The following is a 24,546-nucleotide window of genomic DNA, read 5'->3' as shown; positions in this document are numbered from 1 at the left end:
CGCGCGCCGGTTTTCATCAGCGGGCGACGAAGCAGCTGCCGCCGGCCGCCTTCAGCCGCTCGCACAGCTTGGTGGCCTCATCCCGAGCCATCTGGCCGACCCGTACCCGGTAGACGGTGCGACCCGCCGCCTGGGCCTTGACGATGGTCGGCTGGAACGGTCCGAGTTGCGTGGGGAACCGTCGCTTGAGGTTGGCGAACACGTCGCGCGCCTCCTGCTCGCTGCCCGGCGCGCCGAGCTGCACAGCGTAGTCCCCGGTGGCCCGCCGCGTCGGCGCAGGCGCTGCATCTTCCTCGGCCGGCGCGCTGGCGACCTCGACCGGCGCAGCCGCCGGCCGCGCCGCCGCCGCCGGCCGCTGGCCGAGCGGCGCAATGCTGAGCGGCATGCTGCCGGTGGTCCGGGGCGCGCTGGCGCCGTCATCGCTGCGCGTCTCGGCGACGCGCGCCGTCTGCTTGGACGTGGGGGCCGGCGCGGGCGCAGCCGCCACCGGGCCCGGAGTCGACGCCGCGCCAGGGGCTGGGGTTGGGGCTGGGGCCGCCGGCTTCGCCACTCGCTGCGCGCTTTCCGGGATCACCGTCCCGTCCGGCCTGACGGCGATGGTCTTCACCCGGCGCGGCTCACCGAGGCCCGAGGTCGGGTCGCGGTTCGTCGGATTGACCGGAAGCGCCGTCACGCCGGGCGCGCCGAAGGTGCTCACGTCGCTGCGCTCCGACGGCACGGCCACGGCCGCCTGCTGCTGACGGACGGTCTGCTGGACGTCGACCGGCTCCTCGCGGCCGTCCACCACCTTGGTGTTGGTCGAGGCGGGCTGGCCGACGCGCTCGTAGATCGCCTTGTTCGCCGTCGTGTCCGTATTGGTTCCGTCCTGAGGCGGCTGCACCTTCACTGGCGAGCTGTCCGCCTTGATGATCGGGGCATCGCCGTTCGCCGCCACGCTGTCCTTGCCGCGCATGGCGACCGCGCCGATGGTTCCGACCGCGATCACACCGACCGCCGCCGCAACCAGGTAGAGGCGCCGGCGCGAGGGGGCCTGCGGCGCGGGATCGGGCTGCTCCTCGTCGATGGCGTCCATCGGATCGAGGGCTTGCGGATAGACGGGTTGAGCAGCCGTCTCGAAGTCGTCGCCGGCGTCGTGGCCGGCGCGCGGCGACGGTGCCTCTGCGGCGGCCGCGCCATGGCCGCCTTCCCAATCCTGATAGGCCGGCTCATCCGCCGTCCGGTCGTAGGCGCGCACATCCTGTGCGTAGGCATCCGGCTCCGTGCGGCCATAGCGGGAGCTCGGCGCATCATCGTTGCCATAGGCGCGGCGTGAAGCGGGTGCCGGTGCGTCATCGGGCCAAGCCGGCTCAATGTCCGCCGTTGCCTGCGGCAGCAGCGTGCGGAAGCGGTCGTCCTGGCCGACGATGCGCGCCAGCTCGGCCAGGCGTGCGTCGTCGAACTGAGGCCTGCGGCCCTGGCCCGCAGACTCGGTCGGATCCAGCTGAGCTTCCAGGGCGTCCAGGTCGATCGCGAGGTGCGAGCGGTTGTTCATCGGCGCTATCCGTATTCGAGTGCGGGCAACCAGCCCCCCGGCCTCCGATGCGCAGCCGACCCGGCCGGACGCCGCTAGCGCCCTCCGCCGTTCGTCAGCGCATCTCTTCGGGCGCCCCGACCCCGAGGATCGCAAGACCCGAAGCAACGACGGACCGGACCGCAAGGACGAGCGCCAGTCGCGACGCCGTCAATTCTGGATTTTCCTGGTTAATAAACCGTAAGTCCGGCAGGTCCTTACCTCTGTTCCAGAGGCTATGGAACGCACTGGACAGTTCGTACAGGAAAAAGGCAATTCTGTGAGGCTCGTGAGCCGTCGCCGCAGCAGCGAGAATGCGAGGATATTGGGCGACCCACTTGATCAAATCAACTTCGGCCGGGTCATTCAGCAAGGTGAGCGGCGCGCCCGCCAACGCTTCGGGCGAGAACGCCCGACCTGGGAAGGTCTCCGCCGCCTGGCGGAAGACCGAGGCGCAGCGCGCGTGGGCGTACTGGACGTAGAAGACCGGATTGTCCTTCGATTGTTCGACGACCTTCGCCAGGTCGAAATCCAGCGTCGCGTCGTTCTTCCGATAGAGCATCATGAAGCGCACGGCGTCGGAGCCCACCTCGTCGATCACGTCGCGCAAGGTGACGAAATCGCCCGAGCGCTTGGACATGCGCACCGGCTCGCCCTGACGGAAGAGCCGCACGAGCTGGCACAGCTTGACGTCGAGCTCGCCCTTCCCCTGCGTGACGGCCGAGACGGCCGCGTGCATGCGCTTGACGTAGCCGCCGTGGTCGGCTCCCCAGACGTCGATCATATGGGAGAAGCCGCGCTCGAATTTTGAGCGGTGGTAGGCAATGTCGGCGGCGAAGTAGGTATAGGCGCCGTCGGATTTCAGGAGCGGCCGGTCGACATCGTCACCGAACGCGGTGGCCCGGAACAGCGTCTGTTCCCGATCCTCCCAATCCTCGATCGGCTGTCCCTTGGGCGGCGGCAGGCGGCCCTCGTAGACGAGGCCGCGCGCCCGCAGCTCGGCGATCGTCGCCGCGATCTGGTCGACCTCGCCGTGCGCCAGCGAGCGCTCCGAGAAGAAGACGTCGTGGTGGATCTTGAGGGCCGCCAGATCCTCGCGGATCATCGCCATCATGTTGTCGATGGCAACCTCGCGGACGGTGGGCAGCCAGTCCTCGTTCTGCCGCAGCAGCGCCGGCCCGTGGACCTGGGCCAGGGCCGCACCGACGCCCTTGAGATAATCGCCGGGATACAGCCCCTCGGGAATGGTGCCGATGTCCTCGCCCAAGGCCTCGCGGTAGCGCAGGTAGGCCGACCTGGCGAGCACGTCGACCTGGCCGCCCGCATCGTTGATGTAGTACTCGCGGCTGACGCCGTAGCCCGCGGCGGCCAGCAGGTTCGCCAGCGCATCGCCGAACACGGCGCCCCGGCCGTGGCCGACGTGCATCGGGCCGGTCGGATTGGCCGAGACGTACTCGACGTTGACGCGGATGCCCTCCCCCTGGCGCGAGCGGCCGAAGTCGCGGCCGCCACGGACGGCCGCCCTGAGCACCTCGGCATAGACACCGGGCTCGAGCGTGATGTTGATGAAGCCGGGGCCGGCGACCTCGGTGCGGGCAACCCCGTCCACATCCCGCATCGCAGCCGCGATCACGTCGGCGAGGGCGCGCGGATTGCTCTTGGCCGGCTTGGCCAGGACCATCGCCGCATTCGTTGCCAGATCGCCGTGGCTGAAATCCCGCGGCGGCTCCACGACGACGCGCGAGACGTCAAGCCCCATCGGCAGCGTGCCGCGCTCCGCCAGGTCCGACAGCACGGACTTCAGGCGTTGCTCATAAAGATCGAAGATGTTCATCGTGGCGCTTTGCCGCTGGCGTTGCTTCAGGGAGTGCCCGTCCGGCGCGACGGGCGCCGAGGACGGTCTCGGCTAGCAATTGCGCTCGGTGGCGTCAAACAAGCGGGCGTGCTCGGCCTCGGCGTAGCGGTCGGTCATGCCCGCGATGAAATCGGCGACACGGCGCGCCACGCGCGCCCTGTCCGTGGCGTCGACGCCGGCTCGCCATTCCGGCGGCAGCAGGTCGATCGAGGCGAAGATGGTCCCGAACAGGTCACGCACCACCCGATCCGCCTCCCTGCGCATGCGCATCAGATACGGATGCCGGTACATGTTGGGGAACAGGAACGCCTTGATCGCCCTGTCGGTCTCGACGAAGGCCGGCGAGAAGGCGACCACCGGCGCTGCGGCGAAGCGCACCGCATCGGCGTCGCGCGGCGCCAGCGCCTCGAGCCGACGCGCGCTCTCGGCGATCGCATCCTCGACGAACCGGGTGATCACCCGCCGCATCATCTCGTGAATGACCCGCGACGCCTCCAGGCCGGGATACAGCGTCTCGATCTCGTCGACGATGCCGGCCAGGAAGGGCACGGCCAGCGCGTCCGGCAACGCGAAGAGGCCGGCGCGCAGGCCGTCGTCGAGGTCGTGGGCATTGTAGGCGATGTCGTCGGCGAGCGCCGCGCATTGCGCCTCGGCGCTGGCGTGCGTTCCCAGCCACAAATCGTGGACGGAATCGTATTCCAGGATCGCGGCGGGAATGCCGCTGCTGCGATAGCGCTCCGTCGGCTGCCCGTCCGGGCCGAGCAGCGGGCCATTGTGCTTCACCAAGCCCTCGAGGGTCTCCCACGTCAGATTGAGGCCGTCGAAGGCGGCGTAGCGCCGCTCCAGCCGCGTCACCACCCGCAGCGCCTGGGCATTGTGGTCGAAGCCGCCGAACGCCCGCATACAGGCGTCGAGCGCCTCCTCGCCGACGTGGCCGAACGGCGTGTGGCCGAGATCGTGCGACAAGGCCAAGGCTTCCGCCAGGTCCTCGTCGAGGCCGAGCGAGCGCGCCAGCGCGCGCGCGATCTGGCTCACCTCCAGCGAATGGGTCAGCCTGGTACGAAAGTGATCGCCCTCGTGGTACACGAAGACCTGGGTCTTGTGCTTCAGCCGGCGGAAGGCGGTGGAATGGATCACCCGGTCGCGGTCGCGCTGGAAGGGACTGCGGGTCGGCGACGGGCTCTCCGGCCATAGACGGCCCCGGCTCGCCCGCGGATTTACGGCATAAGGGGCTAGCCAACGCTCGCCGTAGAGGCGCATCGCGTTCCTCACAGTTGAAGCGACCGTCGGCGCGACTTACCTTTCAGCCAAGTCAGAAGGCAAGGGCCGAGCTGCATGTCGCAAATGACCGCACAAGTTCAAACGAACGGGCACGTGAGCATGACGGAGCGCGCCGCGCGCCGCATTCACCAGGTGCTCAAGGCGGAGCCGACCGGGTCGGCGCTGCGCATCAGCGTCAACGGCGGCGGCTGCTCCGGGTTTCAGTATGCCTTCGATATCGCCCATGGCCGCGAAGCGGACGACGTGGTGATCGAGCGCGACGGCGCGGAGGTGCTGGTCGACCCGACGTCGCTGGAATTCATGCAAGGGTCGGTCATCGACTTCGTCGACGACCTCATCGGGCAATCGTTCAAGATCGAGAACCCCAATGCCACCGCCTCGTGCGGTTGCGGTACGTCCTTCTCGGTGTAGCGATCGACACGGGCGGCCGAGCCTTTTCTCCAACGCTGCCGTGTCGCACGGGTGCTGTGTGAACGTGCTCCGCCCCGCCGGCGCTCCCGACGCGGCGCACCGGGCTGCCTGTTGAACCTGTAGACGACGCGATTGGAGCAGTGATGACGGCGACGCCCTCCGACCCCTCCGGCAACAGCGGCTTCGGGGGACGGGCCCGGCGCCCGATCAGGCGATCGGCAGCAACCCTCCTGATCACGACCACGCTGGCGGGGCTCGCTGCAGCGGCCGGCGCGCGGTGGAGCGAGGGCCAGGTCCGCATCGCCCTGGCCGGCATGGGCGCCAGCGCGGGCGCCATTTCCGTCGATCCGCTGAGCGGACGCGTCAAGCTGACCGATGTCGTTGCGACCGGCGACGGCCTGCGTATCCGCGCGGGCGCCATCGCGCTGCAAGGTGGCCTGGCGCTCATCCCGGCCGCCGTGGCGGCCGACCCCCTGGTCGTCAACGACGTGACGGCCGACGTAGAAGGCGTGACGTTCCGCATTCCGCGCATCGAGGTGACCGGCGGCACCGTCAGCGAGCAGGATTTGCGGGGGCTGTTCGCCAAGGATGACGGGGCCAAGCTGGCGGACAGGCTGGCCCGCCTGTCGGCGGCCCGCATCGGCCTCCCGTCGGTCACGGTCGAGGATAAGCACGCCGGCGAAACGGACACGGTCACCTACCGCGACATCGTCCTCACGGACGTGAAGAGCGGGATTGTGGCGAAGGCCGCCGCAAGCGGCGGCGCCGTCGACGGCGGCCCGGCAAACCAGCGGATCAAGGGCACGTTCGGCCCCATCGGCATAGTGGGCGCCGACATGCCGGCGGTGGCGCGCTTCTATACCGAGACGAGCAGCGATCGCTCCGCCCCGCTGGTGACGGCGTATGCATCGTTCGCCCTCGACGGGATGCAGTTCACCACGAGCGACGACGTCAAGGTCGGCATTCAGAAGCTGACCGGGTCGGACATCAAGCTCCGGCCGCTGCCACGGCCGTTCAGGGAGATCGTCGGCCAGATGAAAGCATCGGCCGAGCCCGGCAAACCGGCAGATACGTCCGCCTACAAGGCCGCCCTGGCCGACCTGTTCCAATCGCTCGCCGTCGGTTCGCTCGAGGTGGTGGACACGACCATCGATGATCCCGGCGAGCGCTCCGGCGCTGCGGCACCGACGCCGACCAAGGGGCGGATCGGCCGGATCACCTTCGCCGGCACCGCCGCGGCCTACAGCTTCAAGATCGCCGCCGCGGAGCTGACGCCGGCGGAGGGCCGCGTGAGCTTGGGCGCACTGTCGTACGAGGGCTCGTTCCTGGACGCCAGGGGTGGCGCGCCAGGGACCGTTCAGCCGAGCCTGGCGTCGGCGATTTCGCTGGTCGGCACGGTGAAGGTCGAGGACGTCGCCGCCGATCTGCCGAACGACCACGTTCCGGGCGAACGCGTGCGTTTCGGCCTGAAGAGCTGGACCCTTGCAGGCAGCCAGCCGGTCGACGGCGTGCCGGTCGCCTGGAAGACGGCCGTCGACCACGTGACGTTCACGCTGCCGCCGGCAACGGAAGAGGACGCCATCAAGACGCTCCTCGCCATGGGCTACAAGGATCTTGACCTGTCGGGTGCCGCGGACGTGAGCTGGCAGCCGGCGACGCAGGAGCTCAAGATCGACAATCTGATGCTGAACGGCGGCGGCATGGCAACGGTCAAGCTGAGCGGGGTCCTGGGCAACGTGAACAAGGACATCCTCTCGGGCGACGAGGCGCTGGTGCAGGTGGCGCTGGCGGGCGCGACGGTCAAGACGGTGTCGCTGTCGCTCGCCGACCATGGCCTGGCCAACCGGCTGGCGGCGCGGCAGGCCGAGCAGGACGGCAAGACGCCGGAGGACATCCGCAAGACCTACGGCTCGGCCGCCGCGATCATGATTCCGGGCTTCCTCGGCGGCTCGGCGCAGGCGCGGACGCTGGGCAACGCGGTCGCCCGCTTCATCGCCAAGCCGGGCCGGCTCGAGATTTCAGCGACGGCGAAGGACCCGCAGGGCCTGGGCGCTGCCGATTTCATGGCCGGCAGCGGCAACCCGGCCAATTTGATCGAACAGCTCGACATCAAGGCCGCGGCCAACTAGTACGCACCTGCATGCGTGACGCAGTGACATGACCTGGCTCGGCCGCCTGCGCAACCCGCACAACGAGACGCGCATCCACCTGGCCCAGCAGGTGAAGCGCTACGGCTTTGAGATCGGCGCCTACAGCTACGGGCGGCCGAAGGTGCGCTTTCCCGAATCCGGAGCGAAGCTGTCGATCGGGCGCTATTGCTCGATCGCCGACAAGGTCGAGATCCTGCTCGGCGGCAATCACCGGACGGACTGGATCAGCACCTTCCCCTTTCCGGCCTTCCCGGCCGTCTGGCCGGGCGCGGCCGGCGAACACCATGCGTCCGGCGGCGACGTGACGATCGGCAGCGACGTGTGGCTCGGCTCGGGCGCGATGATCATGTCGGGGGTGACGGTCGGCCACGGTGCCGTCGTGGCGGCCCGCGCCGTCGTGACCAAGGACGTGCCGCCCTACGCCATCGTCGGCGGCAACCCGGCGAAGCTCATCCGCCTGCGCTTCGACGAAGCGGCGACCACGGCTCTGCTGACGAGCGCCTGGTGGGACCTGCCGAAAGCCCAGGTGCAACAGCTCGTTCCACTGCTGCTGTCGAACCGCGTGGCCGATTTCGTGAACGCCGTCCGCGCCCTGTCCCGCACCCCATAAGGCGTTTCGCTCGCGGGACGCGGGGCGACCGAGCCGCTACGGCGGGATCGCCGCCGCCCGCCCCGCAGCCGGCCCTTTGCCGAGCAGTTGCCGTTTGAGCCCGAGAGCCGGCTTCTCGACGGCGTACCATGACAGCGCCGCCACCAGCAGCGTCACCGCGGTCGCCGGGAGCAGCAGGGCCAGGCCGCTCCATGCCGGCAGCAGGGCGTGCAGCGTCTGCTGGATCGGCCAGCCGTAGAGATAGGTGCCGTAGGAGAGATCGGCCGTGGGCTCCGGCAGCCGGGCGGAGACCGGCACCAGCGCCAGCCAGACGATGCCATAGGCCTCCGTCAGGAACAGCAGCGCGTGGTAGAGGAACGTCCCGCGCAGGCCGATTGTCGCCAGCACCAGCCCGACCAGCACGACGATCGAGAGGGGCACGCGCTCGCCGATGCGGTACAGGGCACCGCCGGCGGCAAACAACAGCGGCAGGCGCAGCGACGTCTGCAGCCCCTTGGGGGCCTCCGGATAGAACAGGTCGAGGCCGGCGACCGCCAACGCCAGCCCGGTGACGAGCACGACGGCGAAGGCGCGGCTGCGCAGCAGGCCGGCCAGGCCCAGCGCGAGCACGCCGGCGTAGCAGAGGATTTCGTACTTGAGCGTCCATACCGTTCCCATGGGAAACTGGAACGGATTGTCGGCGAACACGCCGGGCAGCGCCGCATTGCTCTTGAACGAGCTCAACGTGCGCCAGACGAAGCGCCAGGTCTCGCTCGCGCCGAGATAGGCACTCATGGGGAGGGTCGTCATCACGGCGCCGAGGACGAGGGCGACCAGCAGCGTGGCCGCGATCAGGCCGGGCCCGATGCGCAGCAGCCGCGCGGCCAGGTAGTCGCGCCAACCACGCCGGTCGTAGCTCATGGTCACCAGCAGGCCCGAGACGACGAAGAAGCCGTTGACCGCGTGCTCGCCCAAGGTGAAGCCGGTGCTGGCGACGAGCGGCTCGTCATCGACGGCGCCCGTGACCACGCTGAAGCTGTGCGAAACCACGACGGCCAGGGCCAGCGCCAGCCGGATCACGGTGAAATTGTTATAGGGTGCTGCCATGGCGGCGGCGATGGTCGGGCCGACGATCAGCTGGCGCACGATGCCCGTCCGGTCCGCCCCGGCGTCGATGGGGGTCACGTCATCTCCTCGCCCGCCGCTCGAGCCCCTCGTGGGCCAGAGCCGTCTCGCCGCGCACGAAGGCCAGCGCGCCGGCCATGGTGCCGCCATAGCGCTCGATCAGGCTTCGCCGCAAGCTCAGGCACGACAGCGCCGTCTTGACGCCGTTGGCGGCAGCCATCCCCGGCGCGGGGTTGGGCAGCGCCCATTTTCGGCTGACGTAGGCGCGTGACCAAGCCTGGTGCCACCGCGTGCGAAAGACGCGGCCCGGCAGCGGCTCCGCCGAGCGTCCGCGCTCATGCCGCACGATCGCCCGGTCCACGTGCACCAGCGAACGGCCCGCATCCGCCACACGGCGGCAGAGATCATCGTCCTCGTAGAAGAGAAAGATCTCCTCGTCGAAGCCGCCGAGCTCCAGGAAGAGCTGCCGCCGCGCCAGCAGGCAGGCGCCGGAGAGGAACGGCGCGCAGCAATCGCCCTCCGGCAGCCGCAACGTGCCGGTCGGGTTGGTGAGATAGGGCGACAGCAGCGAGCGGCGCTGGAAGAAGACCCGGCCGTCTGGCTCGACGATGCGCGGGGCCAGCAGGCCCGCATCCGGATAGCGGCCAGCCGCATCGATCAGCGCCGCCGCGGCACCCGAATCGAGCACGCAATCGGGATTGACGATGAGGACGAGCTCGGTCGCCGCGGCCCGGACGCCGATATTGTTGGCGCGGCCGTAGCCCTCGTTGCGACGGTTGCGGAGGACGCGGGCGCCGTGCGCCTCCGCCACGCCGACGCTCTCGTCTTCGCTGGCGTTGTCGACCACAATGGTCGCGACGCCCTCCGCCGCCAGCGCCCGCAGGCACGCAGGCAGCGCCTCCGCGCTGTTCCAGGCAACGACGACGGCGGTCGCAGACAGGGCCGGCGCCACGGCGACGCGCGCTACTTGTCCGGCAGGTTGAGCCGGATGTGGAGCTCGCGCAGCTGCTTGGGCGTCACCTCGGCCGGGGCGCCCATCAGCAGGTCCTCGGCGCGCTGGTTCATCGGGAACACGACGACCTCGCGCAGGTTCTGCTCGCCGCAGAGCAGCATGACGATGCGGTCGACGCCCGGCGCGATGCCGCCGTGCGGGGGCGCCCCATAGGTCAGGGCGCGCAGCATGCCGCCGAACTTCGCCTCCAGCACGTCCTCCCCATAACCGGCGATGGCGAAGGCCTTGCGCATCACGTCCGGACGATGGTTGCGGATGGCGCCCGACGACAGCTCGATGCCGTTGCAGACGATGTCGTACTGGAAGGCGTTGATGCCGAGGATCGTGTCCTTGTCGGCGCCGTCGAGGGCCAGGAAGTCATCGAGCGGGAAGTTGGGCATGGAGAAGGGGTTATGGGAGAAGTCGATCTTCTTCTCCTCCTCGCTCCACTCGTACATGGGGAAATCGGTGATCCAGCACAGGTCGAAGCGCTCATGATCGACCAGGCCGAGCTCCTCGCCGATGCGCAGCCGCGCCTTGCCGGCGAGGCTCGCAGCCTTGCCGGCGTCGCCGGCCGCGAAGAACACGGCATCGCCGGCCGCCACGCCTGCTGTCGCGGCAATCTCCGCCTGCACCTCGGCCGGAATAAACTTGGCGATCGGCCCTTTGCCGGCGAGGACGCCGCCCTCCTCCTCGAACACGATGTAGCCGAGCCCGGGCGCCCCCTCACCTCGCGCCCACTCGTTGAGCTTGTCGAAGAACGAGCGCGGCTGCGCCGCAGCCCCCGGCGCCGGGATCGCCCGCACGACGCCGCCTGCCGCCACCAGCGACTTGAACGCCTTGAACGACACCTCGTCGCGGCTGAACGGCGCGGAGACGTCGGCGATGATGATCGGATTGCGCAGGTCCGGCTTGTCGGAGCCATACTTGAGCAGCGCTTCCTTGTAGGGGATGCGCGGGAAGCTCTGCGTAACCGGCCTGCCCTCGCCGAACTCCTCGAAGACGCCGCGCAGCACCGGCTCGACCGCCTGGAAGACGTCCTCCTGGGTGACGAAGCTCATCTCGATGTCGAGCTGATAGAACTCGCCGGGCGAGCGGTCGGCGCGCGCATCCTCGTCGCGGAAGCACGGCGCGATCTGGAAATAGCGGTCGAACCCCGCGATCATGATCAGCTGCTTGAACTGCTGCGGCGCCTGCGGCAACGCGTAGAACTTGCCCGGATGCAGGCGGCTGGGCACCAGGAAGTCGCGCGCCCCCTCCGGCGACGAAGCGGTCAGGATCGGCGTCTGGAACTCGAAGAAGTGCTGCTCCTTCATGCGGCGGCGCAGGCTGTCGATCACCTGTCCGCGCCTCATGATGTTGGCGTGCAGCTTGTCGCGCCGCAGGTCGAGGAAGCGGTACCGGAGGCGGATGTCCTCTGGATAGTCCTGCTCGCCATAGACCGGCATGGGCAGCTCCGCCGCCGGCCCCAACACCTCGGTTTCGGTGACGTAGACCTCGACCTCGCCGGTGGGCAGCTCGGCATTCACGGTGCCCGGCGGGCGCCGCCGCACCTTGCCGTCGATGCGGATCACCCACTCGGAGCGCACCTGCTCCAGCTGCTGGAAGGCGGGCGAATCCGGGTCCACCACGCACTGCGTCACGCCGTAATGGTCCCGCAGGTCGATGAACAGCACGCCGCCATGGTCGCGGATGGTGCGGCACCAGCCGGACAGGCGCACCTGCTGGTCGATATCGGACGCGCGCAGGGCGCCACACGTGTGGGAGCGGTAACGGTGCATCGGAAAACCAGATCTCAACAGCGAAAGCGCGGCTCCCGGAGGTCCCTCCGAGCCGGTGCGAATGGGGCCGGAGAAACCCATAGGGCCGGCGCCTTGTCAAGGAACGCAGACGATGCGCCTGGCTGGCGCACGCCGCGTCCGGACAGGACAGAATGCCACGCATGGCCAAAATACGGCGGCAGCATGCCAAAACTGCGGACAGCGCGCGAGCGCTGGGTTATAGCGCGGCCATGGACTTGATCACCACGACGCCCGACCTCGCCGCTGCATGCGCGCGCCTCGCCCGCCATTCCTACGTCACCGTCGATACCGAGTTCCTGCGCGAGAGCACGTATTATTCAAAGCTCTGCCTGCTGCAGATGGCCGGCCCCGAGGAAGCGGTGCTCGTCGATCCGCTGGCGCCGGGGATCGATCTTGCGCCCTTCTTCGCGCTCATGGCCGATGCAGCGGTGGAGAAGGTGTTCCACTCCGCCCGGCAGGACGTCGAGATCGTCTGGTTCATGGGGCACCTGATCCCGACGCCGCTGTTCGATACGCAGATTGCCGCCATGGTCTGCGGCTATGGCGATTCGGTATCCTACGAGCAGCTCGCCAACGACCTCGCCAAGGCCCGCATCGACAAGAGCTCGCGCTTCACCGACTGGTCGCGGCGGCCGCTCTCCGAGCAGCAGCTCACCTATGCCCTCGCGGACGTGACGCACTTGCGCACGATCTACGGAGCGCTCCGCTCCCAGCTGGCCGAGACGGGCCGCGAAGCATGGCTCGAGGAGGAAATGACCATCCTCACCTCGCCCGCCACTTACGCGACCAAGCCCGAAGATGCCTGGCTCAGGCTCGCCAGCCGCATCCGCAAGCCGCGCGACGCGGCCGTATTGATCGAGCTGGCGGCCTGGCGTGAGCGCGAGGCGCGGTCACGCGACGTACCACGGTCGCGCGTCATGAAGGACGACACCCTCGTCGACGTCGCCACGCACGCACCGAGGAGCAGCGAGGCGTTGGGCCAGCTCCGGTCGGTGCCGAACGGCTTCGAGCGGTCGCGCGCCGCCGCCGATGTCCTCGAGGCGGTCGCCAGGGGCCTGGCGCGCAACCCGGCCGATATCGAGCTGCCGTCGCGCGATCGCGGCCGTGCGGGCGGCGGCGCCGTGCTCGATCTCCTCAAGGTGCTGTTGAAGGCCGTCTCGGAGGGCGAACGCGTCGCGCCGAAGATCATCGCCTCGGTCGACGATCTCGAGGCCATCGCCGCTGACGACGGGGCCGACGTGCCGGCGCTCAAAGGCTGGCGCCGCGAGATCTTCGGCGAACGCGCCCTGGCGCTGAAGAACGGCAAGCTGTCCCTGGCCGTCGAACGCTCCCGCGTGAAGATCGTCGCCATCTGAGGCGGACGACGGCGCGCCGGCCCGCCGGCGCCCCTGGACGAGCGACCGGACCGCGCCGAGGCGCGTCTGCCGGATCGGCACGTCGTCGCGGCGCGCCCGCTCGCAAGCCATCGAGCCAGCAGCATTGCACGCCATGGAGCGCCCCCCTGAGCGTCGCGAATCTGCGTCTGCCGCGCGCGTTGCCGGGCCGGCGCGTTAGAGCATTTCTCGCCATTGGATGGCGATCATCCAATGGCGAGAAATGCTCCTAATTTTTTGAATCTGAAGCGCTTCTCTTGCGATTGGGTGTTTCCACCCAATCGCGAAGCGCTCTAGGTCTTTCACCCCTTCGCCTCGACGTCGACCCGCATCGGCAAACGTCACCAAACTGACAGATTTATTTCGTTTGACATGTAAAGAATTAAATTAGTATCTATCTGCCAGCAATCGACCTAATTATGAATGTTGGCAAATAAATTTGGTAGATTATTTGATAGCCAGCTTTTATTTATCTGAATTATATTTTCAATAAGGTGTATATATTTATAGATCGATCGATCTATCCCGATGTCGATCGGCACGCCGACGCCGCCCAAACGAGCAGACGAGAGCTTCCCGCGCTTCTTTAAAGAACCGGAGTTACCTTCCATGACATCGAGGCCGGAGCACACCACTGCGGATGCCGGAGACTCCATCGTCATCGACGGCGATGACAAGGAACATGTTCTGCAGCTTTACGCCGAAGATGTATCAGTCGGCCGCCGGAGCATCGAAACCGGGCGAGTTCAAGTGCGCCGCGTGACGCGGGAGCGCCCGCTCGTCGTGGACGAGCTCCTCACCAACGAAAAAGTCGAGGTCGAGCGCGTCCCGATCAACCGGCCCATCGACACGCTGCCCGCCGTCCGGACCGACGGCGACACAATTGTCGTTCCGGTGGTCGAGGAAGAAGTGATCGTCGAAAGACGCCTCGTCCTGAAGGAAGAGCTGAGAATCAAGAAAATCAAAACCACCAGCTCTCACAAAGAACAACTTACACTTCGTGCTCACGAAGTTGTTGTTACACGTCTTCCTCCAAGAACGCCCGAGAGCGAGTCGTAGCTTCGGAGTTAACCGCATGGGGGTGGGGGTGGCGACTACTGCCACTCGGTTCTTGTCGTCAAAGACAAATGGAGCGAGAGAGATGCAGACTCGGAACGAAATCGTTGTTCTTTTTGACAATGTCGTCGACGCCCGGAACGCCGAGCGTGCGCTCGAGGCCGCCGGCTTCCCCGACCCGGACGTGAACACCATCGACCGGGAGTCCCTGCTCAAGCTCGCCGGCAAGGCCGAGTTGGGCAAGGCCTTCTGGCGGCAGCTGTTCGGCCGTGAGCTCGCCCAGTACGAAGGCGAGGTCTACGAGCGGGCCCTGGCGAACGGCGGCGGCGTCCTCACCGTCCGCGTCCACAACGATGCCGAGGCGAAGCGGGCGCAGGGCATGCTCGACAGCCTCAAGATCGTCGACGTCGATCAGCGCGCGCAGCACTTCCTCGGCCAGCAGCTCCAGGAGCAGCGCGCCGCCGGGGTGGATAACGAGATCATCCGCCTCGCCGAAGAAGCCCTGAACGTCAGCAAGCGTCAGTTCGAGACCGGCCGCACCCGCGTTCGCAAGTACGTCGTCGAGCGCCCTGTCGAAGCTCAGGTCAACCTCAAGAGCGAGCACGCGGAGGTGATCCGTCGCGTCGTGCAGGATCCGACGCTCCTCGAGAACATCGATTGGGCCGATCACACCATCGAAGTCATCGAGACGTCCGAAGAGGCCGTGGTCTCCAAGACGGCGCGGATCGCCGAAGAGGTCGTCGTCGGCAAGAAGGGCACCGAGCGGACCGAGACCGTGAAGGATACGGTTCGTCGCCAGCAGGTCGAAGTCGAGCGCGTCCCGACGTCCCAGGAGCACCCGACGTCCAACTAAGCCGTCAAGCATGATCCGAGACGCCGCGCGCGTCTCGGATCATGCAGCCGACGCACGTAGCTGTATGGTCCGCGCGATCCGGCTGCCCGATCAACCGCCGGTGACGACCGACGGCTCGCGGCCGACGAGCCTGGCCAGCTGCCGCAGCCGGTTGGCGATGCGATCGCTCGACAGGTCGGCCATCTCGATCGGCACCCGCAGAATCAGCCGATGCTGCACGGCCCGGAGCGGCACCTGCGGCAGCACGCCCGGCATCGCCGCCGACAGAATGTAGGCGACCCGCATCGCCGCGCCCAGGATCCGCGCTCGGTCGAGCATCCGTACGGTCAGCAGCTCGCGCGCCCGCGGGCTGCCGTCCTCCGACAGGCCGACATGGCGGAAATAATTCGCGAGCGCGATGAACGCCCGCTCTGCGTGATCGAGGCCCACGAACGACGCCTGCGCCAGCAGGCCGAGCGATTGCTCGCCGCGATAGTCGGGATGCGCGCGCCAGGAAATGTCCGAGACGAGACAGACGGCGTGGCGCAGGCGCTTTTCGTCGGCGGTCTCGTCGAGATGCAGCGAATGAAACAGCTCGTCGATCCAGGCGATCAGCTCCTCGCCGTGGACGGGCGAGCGCGAGCGCAGGACGTTGAACTCGGCAGCCGCCGTGAGCAGCGGATCGAGCGCCCGGTTCTCGTCGTCGAGCAGCTCGTAGAGCAACCCCTCGCGCACCCCCAGGGCCGAGATGACGATCGCCTTGGGCCGGCCGCGACGGATGATCTCCTCGAGCACCAGGGCACCGTAGGCGAGCAGTGGCCGGCGCGCCTCGGACACGCTCTCGATCGCATCGAGCGTGCCGGCTTCGACCCGCTCGACCATGCTGGCGAAATCCATCGCGTCACGCGGCGTGATGGCGTAGCCGTGCATCACGTGCAGGGGATAGCCCTTCTGGCCCATGTGCAGCGTCGCCAGCGCGCGCCAGGTGCCGCCCACCGCGTAGAAGTTGCGGCCGCGCATGGCCTCGACCTGATCGACGCCCGCCAGCGCCTCGCGGGCGATCTTCTGCGCTTTCTTGAGCGAACCGCCGGCGGCGTCCTGCAGCGCGAGGCCACCGAGGCGCAGGCTGACGCCGGCGCCCATGACGCTGCCCTTCACATCGACCAGCTCGAGGCTGCCGCCGCCGAGGTCTCCGACGACGCCGTCGGGGTGATGGAAGCCGGAGATGACGCCCAGCGCCGACAGCTCGGCTTCGCGGGTGCCGGCCAGCAGCTTGATGTCGCAGCCGCAGACCGCCTCGGCCTTGGCCAGAAAGTCCTGGCCGTTGGCGGCGTCGCGCACGGCGGCCGTGGCCAGCACATGCACATCGCCGACCTTCATGATGCCGCAGAGCATGCGGAACCGCGCCAGGGCCCGGAGCGCCTTGGCCATGGCGTCATCCGCGAGCTGCCCGGTGCTGGCGACGCTGCGGCCAAGGCCGCACAGCACCTTCTCGTTGAAAAGCGGCGTCGGCGACCGGGTCAGCCCCTCGTAGACGACGAGGCGGACCGAATTGGAGCCGATGTCGACGATGGCGACCGGGGGCCCGATCACCAGGCGGCTCGGCGCCTTGCCGTCGCTTTCGCCCGATCGAGCGCTGTCGCCAGATCGAGCGTCGTCGCTGGATCGGGCGCTGTCGCTATCGCTTGGTCGAGCGCTTCGGAAGGGTACGAGGGCTCGAATCCTTGAGAGACTTTCCACGTCCGGACAAACTCGGATTGGTCATGAAGTAGCGATGAGCGTTGAACGGCTCCTCGCCCTGCATGCGTTGGATACGTGTGGCGGAGCCATCCGGCAAAACCCGCCAGCTCTGTTCATTGTCCAGCAGGTTGGCCAGCATGATTTGGTCGAGGACCTGCTGGTGGACGGTCGGGGTCACGATCGGGCACAGGGCCTCGACACGCCGATCGAGGTTTCGCTGCATCAAATCGGCCGACGAGATATAGACGTGCGCTTTCGGGTTAGGAAGTGCCTGGCCGTTCCCGAACGCATAGATGCGGCTATGCTCCAGGAATCGCCCGACAATTGATTTCACCCGGATGTTCTCCGACAGCCCCGGAATGCCGGGCCGGAGGCAGCAGATGCCGCGAATCACGCAGTCGACCTGCACCCCCGCCTGGCTGGCCTCGTAGAGCGCATCGATCACCACCGGGTCGACCAGCGAGTTGCACTTGAGCCAGATCGCCGCGGGACGCCCGGCCCTCGCGTGGCTCATCTCCTCATCGATATGGCGCAGAATGCGCGCCTTCAGCGTGACCGGCGACACCGCCATGCGCTCCAGCTCCGCGGGCTCCGCGTAGCCGGTGATGAAGTTGAAGATACGCGCCACGTCATGGGCGATGACGGGGTCGGCGGTAAAGTACGACAGGTCGGTGTAGATGCGGGCGGTGATCGGGTGGTAGTTGCCGGTGCCCACGTGGCAGTAGGTGACCAGCTGGCCGCCCTCGCGCCGCACCACCGACGACAGCTTGGCATGGGTCTTGAGCTCGATGAAGCCGAAGACCACCTGCGCGCCGGCACGTTCCAGGTCGCGCGCCCACCGGATGTTGGCCTCTTCGTCGAAACGTGCCTTGAGCTCGACCAGGGCCGTCACCGACTTGCCCGCCTCGGCTGCCTCGGCCAGCGCCTTCACGATCGGCGAGTCCGACGAGGTGCGATAGAGGGTCTGCTTGATGGCGACGACATTGGGGTCACGCGCCGCCTGCTGGAGGAACTGCACCACCACGTCGAACGACTCGTAGGGGTGGTGAATGATCAGGTCCTTCTGCCGGATCGCTGCGAAGCAATCGCCGGCGTGCTCACGCACCCGCTCGGGATAGCGCGGGTTGTAAGGCTTGAACTTGAGGTCGGGCCGGTCGATGGATACCAGCTGCGACAGCTCGTTCAGCGCCGGCATGCCCTCCACCAGGAACACCTCGTCGGCCGACACGTCGAGCTCGCCGATGACGAAGTTGCGCAACTCCTCGGACATGTGGCTGTCGACTTCGACGCGGATCACCGTGCCGCGGCGACGGCGCTTCAGCGCCGTCTCGAACAGGCGGACGAGATCTTCCGCCTCTTCCTCGATTTCCAGGTCGCTGTCGCGGATGATGCGGAAGCCGCCCTGCCCGGTCACGGTGTAGCCGGGGAAGAGCCGGCCGGTGAACAGGACGATCGCCTGCTCCAGCGGCAGCAGTCGCTGCGCCCCGGTCTCCGCGAAGTCCGGCAGCCGGATGAACCGCTCGACCTTGTTGGGCACGCGGATCAGCGCGTTGAGCGCCCGGTGGTCGCTCTGGCGGAACAGCGACAGCGCGATCGAGAAGCCCAGATTGGGGATGAAGGGAAACGGATGCGCCGGATCGACCGCCAACGGCGTGAGGATCTGGAAGATATGGCTGAGGAAGTGCTCCTCCAGCCACATGCTCTCCGCCTGAGTCAGCTCGGTGCTGTCGACGATGACGATGCCGTTGTCCAGCAGCTTGTCCTTGAGCTCGCGCCACCGGCGCTGCTGATCGCTGGCCAGCGAGGACACCGCCTTGCCGATCGCTGCGAGTTGCTCGAGGGGCGTCAGGGCGTCCTCCGAGCGGGTCTCGACGCCGCTGCGGACCTGCCCGCGCAGGCCGGCGACGCGCACCATGAAGAACTCGTCGAGATTGTTGGCGGATATGGACAGGAAGCGGAGCTGTTCGAGCAGCGGATGCGCCTCGTTCGACGCCTCTTCGAACACGCGCCGATTGAAGTGGAGCCACGACAGCTCGCGATTGATGAACCGCTCCGGCTTGTCACGCAGGTCGACACCGTCGGGAATCACGACCTCGGCGGCCGCTGCGGACGCGTCCCCGCTCTCCCGCGCAACCTTCAGGTTCTCTGGGTCGGGTGTGGCCTCCGGCTCGACGTCATGGACGATCACGGCCGTGGCAAGAGCATCATCTTCGGTCGGAATGGCATGCTCTCCTTCGGTCATGGCTCCGTCCTCCGGACGGCCGGCTTCAACGTTCTCATGTCTTTCTGTGACAACAGAGCGACGCGCCCGCGGCGGCGCCCGGCGCACGGCCGGGCGCCGGATCGTCTGGCCTAGTGGGCTGCGTGTCGGCCCCTTCGTCATGCCACATCCCCCTCTTCTGTCTCGGTCGCGCCGGCGGCATCGGCCTGTCGCAGGATCTCGGCGGCCATCGGCCGGGTGACGCGCCGACCCAGGCTCAGGGCCTGGCCATCGAGCACAGCCACGATCTCACGTGCGCGGGCGACGGAGCGATCCAGGCGCAGAGCCAGATAGTCGACGACGGCTGCGTCGACGACGAGTTGCCGGTCGTGGAATAGCTTGACCAGGATAGCCTTGAACAGAGCGTCGTTCGGCGGTTCGATCTCGACGACCGGCGACAGCCGCAGGCGGGACACGAGATCGGCCGTCGCCACCCCCCAATGCTGAGGGGCTCGACACCCCACAAGCAAGGCGCTGCCGCGCTCGGCCCGGATACGGTTGAGCAAATGAAAGAGCGCGTGCTCGTCGGCAAGCCCCTGGTCGCAAGGGTCCACCACCAGCGGGCGGCCGGCATCCAGGCCAAGGACCGCGTCCGCGTCCAGCTCCGATCCGGCGAAATGGGCAGCGCCGGCGCGCTGGGCAAAGATGGCCGCAAGGTGGCTCTTGCCCACTCCCGGCGGCCCCGTCAGGCGCAGCACCGGCTCGGGCCAGTCGGGCCACCGCATGACGAGCTCGAAGGCCTGTGCGTTGGCTTCGCCGACCAGAAAGTCGTCCAGCCCGAAGCGATCGCTGACCGGCCATGACAACGTCAGCTGGCGAACGCCCTTAGCCACGGCGCCGTCCCCCCGCGCGACCCATGTCAGGCGGCATGGGCATCGGAGGAGGACACGGGAGCTTTCGGCACCTTCGGCTCGGGCGCCGATGAATCGTCGTAGAACGGGCTGTTCAGATACTGCCGCAAGCCGAACCGGATCAGCACCCCGACGGCCGCCGCCAAGGGCACCGCGAGCAGCACGCCGACGAAGCCGAACAGCGAGCCGAAGGCGAACAGGGCGAACATCAGCCAGACGGGATGCAGGCCGACCGCGTCGCCGACGAGTAGCGGCGACAGCACATTTCCCTCGACGAACTGCCCGACCACATAGATGGCGGCGACGGCCGCGATCATGGTCCAATCGGGCCAGAACTGAACGATCGCGACGCCGAGCGAGACGACGAAGCCGGTGAGCGATCCCACATAGGGAATGAACGTGAGCAGACCGCTGCCGAGCCCGATCAGGACGCCGAAATTCAATCCGACGGCGGTCAGGCCCACCGCATAGAACGTACCCAGGCACAGGCAGACCAGCGCCTGGCCGCGGATGAAGCCGGCGATCGCCGTGTCGATCTCGTGAGCCAGCATGCGCACGGTGCCGCGGTGGCGCGGCGGCACCCAGGCATCGACGGTGGCCACCATGCGGTCCCAGTCGACGAGCAGGTAGAAGGCGACGACGGGCGTCACCACGATGAGTGACACGATGCCGATCACGGCCTGACCGCTCGACCACAGCGAGGTGAGGAACTGGCCGATCCAGCTCGCCGCCTGCGACATCACCTGGCCAAGCGAGCTCTGCATGTCGGACAAGGCCTTGTCGCCGCCGATGCGGCGCAGCAGCGGGCCACCCTGCTCCACCGCCAGCTGCTGCAACCGGGCGACGGTCGCCGGCAGCTTGTCGAGGAAGGCCGCGAGCTGATTGCCGAGCACCGGCACGATGACCATCAGCGCCAGGATGAACACCAGGATGCAGGCGCCGAGGATGATGATCGTCGCCGCCAGGCGCTTGATGTGCAATCGCTCGAGGCGATCGGCCAGCGGATCGAGCAGGTAGGCCAGCACGAGCCCCGCCACGAACGGCAGCAGCACGTCCCGCAGGATGTACAGCATGAGCGCGAGACCCAGGAGTGCCAGCCCCCAGAAGATGGCCTGCCGCTGAATGGTCATCACCGTGCCCGCGTCGTCTCCGGTTCGATGTCGAGCGGGACGCAAATCGATCCCGCGGGTCGGGAGCTCGCTCCCTCGACTGCGCCCACGCCGATCCGCCGTGGGCCGTGGCCGGCCCGCACCCGGCCGCCGCGCCGCCGCGCTACACCGCCATGTGCCGGAGCCACAGACCGAGATAGGCACCGGCGGACAGCAGCGTCAAGACGACGATGACCAGGACACCGACGTCGAAGCCGAGGCCCAGCGGCAGGCTGAAGGCGTTGGCCGCCAGCACGATCGCGGCGAAGGCGATCTGCGCCGCCGTGTTGATCTTGCTGACCGCCAGCGGGCGCATGGCCATGGGGCGTTCGAGCAGCCAGGCTATGACGATGGCGGAGACGATCATCACGTCCCGGGACACCACCAGGATGGCGACCCAGCCAGGCAAGGCACCGGCGACCGACAGCGCCACGTAGATGGAGACCAGGAGCGCCTTGTCGGCGAACGGGTCGATATAGGCGCCGAGCTCGGAGCGCATGTTCCAGCGGCGCGCGATGAAGCCGTCGACCGCGTCCGATAGGCCCGCCAGCACGAACACGACGAACGCCGCCTGCCACCGGCCAGCGCCGATCGCGGCGACGACGAGCGGCACCATGAACAGGCGGGCAATGGTGATCAGGTTGGGTAAGGTCATGGGCGCGGATCCACCGCCAACTTACGCATCAATGCAGGGATTCGCGATGGACCTTGCACGGGCGCGCCGCGCGTCGTACCTGCGGCCCTATCTCCAGGGTATGATGTCAACGGCGGAGCCGGCGAACGGAATGACGAACGAGGATGCGCGCGGAACGCGCCTGACCTATGCAGCGTCCGGTGTCGATATCGATGCCGGGAACGCGATGGTGGACGCCATCAAGCCGCTGGTGCGCGCGACGCGGCGGCCCGGAGCGGATGCGGAGATCGGCGGTTTCGGCGGCCTGTTCGACCTCAAGGCGGCCGGCTTCCGCGATCCGATCCTGGTCGCCGCCAACGATGGCGTCGGCACCAAGGTCAAGATCGCCATCGAGACCGGCATCCACGACACGATCGGCATCGATCTCGTCGCCATGTGCGTCAACGACCTCATTGTCCAGGGCGCCGAGCCGCTGTTCTTCCTCGACTATTTCGCCACCGGCAAGCTCGACGCCCGCGCCGGCGTGGCGATCGTCACCGGCATCGCGGCCGGCTGCCACGAAGCCGGCTGCGCGCTCATCGGCGGCGAGACGGCCGAAATGCCGGGTCTTTATGCGGCCGGCGACTACGATCTGGCGGGCTTCGCGGTCGGCGCGGCCGAACGGGGGCAGCTGCTGCCGCGGGCCGACGTCGCCGCGGGCGACGTGCTCATCGGCCTCGCCTCCTCGGGCCTCCACTCCAACGGCTTCTCGCTGGTGCGGCGGGTGGTCGCCGACGCCGGTCTCGGCTGGGATGCGCCGGCGCCGTTCAGCCCGGGCCGCACCCTCGGCCAGGCGCTGCTGGTCCCCACCCGCATCTACGTCAAGCCGATCCTGCGCACGTTGCGGCAATGGGACGGCATCAAGGCGCTGGCGCACATCACCGGCGGCGGCTTTCCGGACAATATTCCGCGTGTGCTGCCGGACGGTCTGGGCGCCCGCCTCGACCTCGACGCTCTCGACCCGCCGCCGGTCTTCGGCTGGCTGGCGCGGACAGGCGGGATCGCGGAGAGCGAAATGCTGCGCACCTTCAACTGCGGCATCGGCATGATCGCCGTCGTTCCGCGCGAGCGGGCGGTGGAGCTGCAAGCGGCGCTCATGGCCGAAGGCGAAACGGCGCTTCGCATCGGCGAAGTCGTTGCCGCGGACGGCGGGCCACGGGTCACCACGCGGGGGCAGCTCAGGACGTGACGGCATCTCTCACCCCGGCCGCCAGACGGCGTGTCGGCGTCCTCATTTCCGGCCGCGGCTCCAACATGGCAGCGCTCATCGATGCGGCGAAGGCTGCCGACTACCCGGCTGAGATCGTGCTCGTCCTGGCGAACCGGCGCGACGCCGGAGGTCTCGCGGCCGCCGCCGAACAGGGGATCGCAACGGCGGTGGTCGATCACCGGCCATTCAAGGGCGACCGTGTCGCCTTCGAGCAGGCGATCGACGAGCGCCTGCGCCGGGAGGGCGTCGAGCTCGTCTGCCTGGCCGGCTTCATGCGCGTGCTGACGCCCTCGTTCGTCACGGCCTGGCATGGGCGGATGATCAACATCCACCCGTCCCTGCTGCCAGCCTTGCCCGGCTTGCACACCCACGAGCGGGCGCTTGCCGCCGGCGTGCTGCTGCACGGCTGCACCGTGCACTTCGTCAGCCACGATCTGGACGCCGGGCCGATCATCGCCCAGGCCGCCGTGCCCGTCCGCTTCGACGACACGGCCGACAGCCTGTCGGCCCGCGTCCTGGCCGCGGAGCATCAGCTCTATCCCAGGGCGCTCGCGCTGGTCGCCGCGGGACGCGCGACGCTCGCGCAGGAACGGGTCGTCTATGCCGACGCGCAGGCCATGGCCGACGCGTCGCTGATCGCGGATTGAGCCCCGTCCCGCCTCCGGATCACGCCCACGGACCCGGCTCAAGCCGGGTCCGAAGGAGCCTGCGGCTCAGATCGGGCTCTTCAGCTTGCAGTAGTTGAGGGCTTCGATCGCCTTGCCGCGCGCGCTGTCGTTGAAGTAGCCGGTCTGACGGAAGGAGGCGATCTCCTCCTTGTTCATGTTGGCGACCGTACGCTTGGCATAGCAGCTGCACGGCGTATGCACCGCCTCGCGAGTGGTGTTCTGGAGGCGCGACTGGGTGACCTGGCAGGCATCGAAGGCCCGCAGGCTGATCTCATAGGGCGTGAGATTGGCAGCGCTGGGATCGTTGGCCGGAATCTGGACGGCCGTGCTGGATGCACCGGCGAGCGCCTGCGTGGCGGCAAGCAGACCGAAAAGCGTGAGAGTCGTCAGGCGCACGTGTGATCTCCTTTGAGCTCGACGGCTCGCTCCGCGCCAGAGGCAATGCGTGTCGAACGGACGGCGGAACGGCCGTATGAGCCGCCGCCGAAGCCGCGTCAACAGCCGCCCGAGCAACCGACCTATTCAGCCGACGATGTCGTTACCGGCAAAAAACTGGGCGATCTCGACCTGCGCGGTTTCCGGCGCGTCGGACCCGTGCACCGAGTTCTCCTGAACCGACTTGGCGAACAGCTTGCGGATGGTCCCATCCGCGGCGTTGGCCGGGTTGGTGGCGCCCATCACCTCGCGATAGCGCGCGATGGCGCCCTCGCCTTCCAGCACCTGCACGACGACGGGCCCCGACGTCATGAACGCGACGAGCTCGCCGAAGAACGGCCGCTCGCGATGCACGCCATAGAACGTTTCGGCCTGCTCGCGGCTCATGCGGACGCGCTTCTGCGCCACGATCCTGAGGCCGGCCTTCTCGATCACGTCGTTGATCGCGCCGGTCAGGTTACGCTCCGTCGCGTCGGGCTTGAGAATGGAGAACGTGCGCTCGAGGGCCATGCGGTTCACTCGTCGGAAGCTGGAGAAGATTGGGAAA

Annotated in this window: 21 protein-coding genes; 8 read left to right on the top strand and 13 right to left on the bottom strand. The window is 68.0% G+C overall.

The features are described from left to right. Positions 1-16 precede the first annotated feature (16 nt). The 3 genes from ACZ5PO_RS25445 to ACZ5PO_RS25435 all read right to left on the bottom strand — a co-directional run bounded on the left by ACZ5PO_RS25445 (position 17) and on the right by ACZ5PO_RS25435 (position 4,664). Positions 17-1,531 (bottom strand): SPOR domain-containing protein, encoded by a 1,515-nt coding sequence (locus tag ACZ5PO_RS25445; protein WP_464184779.1) that lies wholly within the window; start codon positions 1,529-1,531, stop codon positions 17-19. Positions 1,532-1,625: 94 nt separating this feature from the next. Then, positions 1,626-3,383: an arginine--tRNA ligase gene (gene argS / locus ACZ5PO_RS25440; protein ID WP_464184778.1), complete on the bottom strand. Its 1,758-nt coding sequence runs from the start codon at positions 3,381-3,383 to the stop codon at positions 1,626-1,628. Between the two features lie 72 nt (positions 3,384-3,455). Further along, entirely contained in the window at positions 3,456-4,664 is a 1,209-nt protein-coding gene (locus ACZ5PO_RS25435) for a deoxyguanosinetriphosphate triphosphohydrolase (protein ID WP_464184777.1), read from the bottom strand. Between the two features lie 84 nt (positions 4,665-4,748). Here ACZ5PO_RS25435 and erpA point away from each other — a divergent pair, with 84 nt between their 5' ends. The 3 genes from erpA (at position 4,749) to ACZ5PO_RS25420 (ending at position 7,856) form a co-directional block, all read left to right on the top strand. Continuing rightward, complete coding sequence (erpA, locus tag ACZ5PO_RS25430; protein WP_464184775.1) at positions 4,749-5,096, top strand: iron-sulfur cluster insertion protein ErpA; 348 nt, start codon at positions 4,749-4,751, stop codon at positions 5,094-5,096. 143 nt (positions 5,097-5,239) lie between these two features. After that, positions 5,240-7,225: a hypothetical protein gene (locus ACZ5PO_RS25425; protein ID WP_464184774.1), complete on the top strand. Its 1,986-nt coding sequence runs from the start codon at positions 5,240-5,242 to the stop codon at positions 7,223-7,225. A 28-nt stretch (positions 7,226-7,253) separates the two neighbouring features. Then, positions 7,254-7,856 carry a CatB-related O-acetyltransferase gene (locus ACZ5PO_RS25420; RefSeq protein ID WP_464184773.1) on the top strand — a complete coding sequence of 201 codons (603 nt, stop codon included), beginning with the start codon at positions 7,254-7,256 and terminating at the stop codon, positions 7,854-7,856. Positions 7,857-7,892: 36 nt separating this feature from the next. On the opposite strand, the gene ACZ5PO_RS25415 is transcribed toward ACZ5PO_RS25420, so the two are convergent. From ACZ5PO_RS25415 to aspS, 3 genes are all read right to left on the bottom strand, one after another. Next, the gene (locus tag ACZ5PO_RS25415) at positions 7,893-8,942 is read right to left on the bottom strand and encodes an acyltransferase family protein (RefSeq protein WP_464197042.1); all 1,050 of its coding nucleotides are present in this window, start codon (positions 8,940-8,942) and stop codon (positions 7,893-7,895) included. Positions 8,943-9,021: 79 nt separating this feature from the next. Continuing rightward, positions 9,022-9,912: a glycosyltransferase family 2 protein gene (locus tag ACZ5PO_RS25410; protein WP_464184771.1), complete on the bottom strand. Its 891-nt coding sequence runs from the start codon at positions 9,910-9,912 to the stop codon at positions 9,022-9,024. An 11-nt stretch (positions 9,913-9,923) separates the two neighbouring features. Beyond that, positions 9,924-11,732: an aspartate--tRNA ligase gene (gene aspS / locus ACZ5PO_RS25405; protein ID WP_464184770.1), complete on the bottom strand. Its 1,809-nt coding sequence runs from the start codon at positions 11,730-11,732 to the stop codon at positions 9,924-9,926. A 230-nt stretch (positions 11,733-11,962) separates the two neighbouring features. On the opposite strand from aspS, the gene rnd reads away from it, so the two are divergent. The 3 genes from rnd (at position 11,963) to ACZ5PO_RS25390 (ending at position 15,035) form a co-directional block, all read left to right on the top strand. Continuing rightward, entirely contained in the window at positions 11,963-13,108 is a 1,146-nt protein-coding gene (gene rnd, locus ACZ5PO_RS25400) for a ribonuclease D (protein WP_464184769.1), read from the top strand. A 546-nt stretch (positions 13,109-13,654) separates the two neighbouring features. Next, entirely contained in the window at positions 13,655-14,185 is a 531-nt protein-coding gene (locus tag ACZ5PO_RS25395) for a YsnF/AvaK domain-containing protein (RefSeq protein WP_464184768.1), read from the top strand. A gap of 82 nt (positions 14,186-14,267) precedes the next feature. Beyond that, the gene (locus ACZ5PO_RS25390; RefSeq protein WP_464184766.1) at positions 14,268-15,035 is read left to right on the top strand and encodes a DUF3110 domain-containing protein; all 768 of its coding nucleotides are present in this window, start codon (positions 14,268-14,270) and stop codon (positions 15,033-15,035) included. Between the two features lie 90 nt (positions 15,036-15,125). Here the strand turns inward: ACZ5PO_RS25390 and ppx are convergent, their stop codons facing one another. The 5 genes from ppx to ACZ5PO_RS25365 all read right to left on the bottom strand — a co-directional run bounded on the left by ppx (position 15,126) and on the right by ACZ5PO_RS25365 (position 21,668). After that, positions 15,126-16,607, bottom strand: a complete 1,482-nt coding sequence (ppx, locus tag ACZ5PO_RS25385; RefSeq protein ID WP_464184765.1) for an exopolyphosphatase — start codon at positions 16,605-16,607, stop codon at positions 15,126-15,128. Positions 16,608-16,692: 85 nt separating this feature from the next. After that, positions 16,693-18,996, bottom strand: coding sequence for an RNA degradosome polyphosphate kinase (locus tag ACZ5PO_RS25380; RefSeq protein WP_464184764.1), 2,304 nt, complete (start codon positions 18,994-18,996; stop codon positions 16,693-16,695). A gap of 137 nt (positions 18,997-19,133) precedes the next feature. After that, a complete protein-coding gene (locus ACZ5PO_RS25375; RefSeq protein WP_464184762.1) occupies positions 19,134-19,847 on the bottom strand; it encodes a P-loop NTPase family protein in 714 nt (237 codons plus the stop codon). 26 nt (positions 19,848-19,873) lie between these two features. Beyond that, entirely contained in the window at positions 19,874-20,995 is a 1,122-nt protein-coding gene (locus ACZ5PO_RS25370; protein WP_464184760.1) for an AI-2E family transporter, read from the bottom strand. Positions 20,996-21,137: 142 nt separating this feature from the next. Next, on the bottom strand, positions 21,138-21,668 hold the full coding sequence (locus tag ACZ5PO_RS25365) for a CDP-alcohol phosphatidyltransferase family protein (protein ID WP_464184758.1): 531 nt from the start codon (positions 21,666-21,668) through the stop codon (positions 21,138-21,140). A 130-nt stretch (positions 21,669-21,798) separates the two neighbouring features. Here ACZ5PO_RS25365 and purM point away from each other — a divergent pair, with 130 nt between their 5' ends. Continuing rightward, positions 21,799-22,875 (top strand): phosphoribosylformylglycinamidine cyclo-ligase, encoded by a 1,077-nt coding sequence (gene purM / locus ACZ5PO_RS25360; RefSeq protein WP_464184757.1) that lies wholly within the window; start codon positions 21,799-21,801, stop codon positions 22,873-22,875. Next, on the top strand, positions 22,872-23,543 hold the full coding sequence (purN, locus tag ACZ5PO_RS25355) for a phosphoribosylglycinamide formyltransferase (RefSeq protein WP_464184756.1): 672 nt from the start codon (positions 22,872-22,874) through the stop codon (positions 23,541-23,543). Before purM ends, purN begins: the two co-directional genes overlap by 4 nt. Positions 23,544-23,609: 66 nt before the next feature. Here the strand turns inward: purN and ACZ5PO_RS25350 are convergent, their stop codons facing one another. Next, positions 23,610-23,960: a hypothetical protein gene (locus tag ACZ5PO_RS25350; protein WP_464184755.1), complete on the bottom strand. Its 351-nt coding sequence runs from the start codon at positions 23,958-23,960 to the stop codon at positions 23,610-23,612. A gap of 126 nt (positions 23,961-24,086) precedes the next feature. Continuing rightward, a complete protein-coding gene (ndk, locus tag ACZ5PO_RS25345; protein WP_464184753.1) occupies positions 24,087-24,509 on the bottom strand; it encodes a nucleoside-diphosphate kinase in 423 nt (140 codons plus the stop codon). Positions 24,510-24,546 lie beyond the last annotated feature (37 nt).

This window comes from Chelatococcus sp. KU-N122 (assembly GCF_055391085.1).
This window is presented reverse-complemented; position numbering and strand designations above follow the sequence as displayed.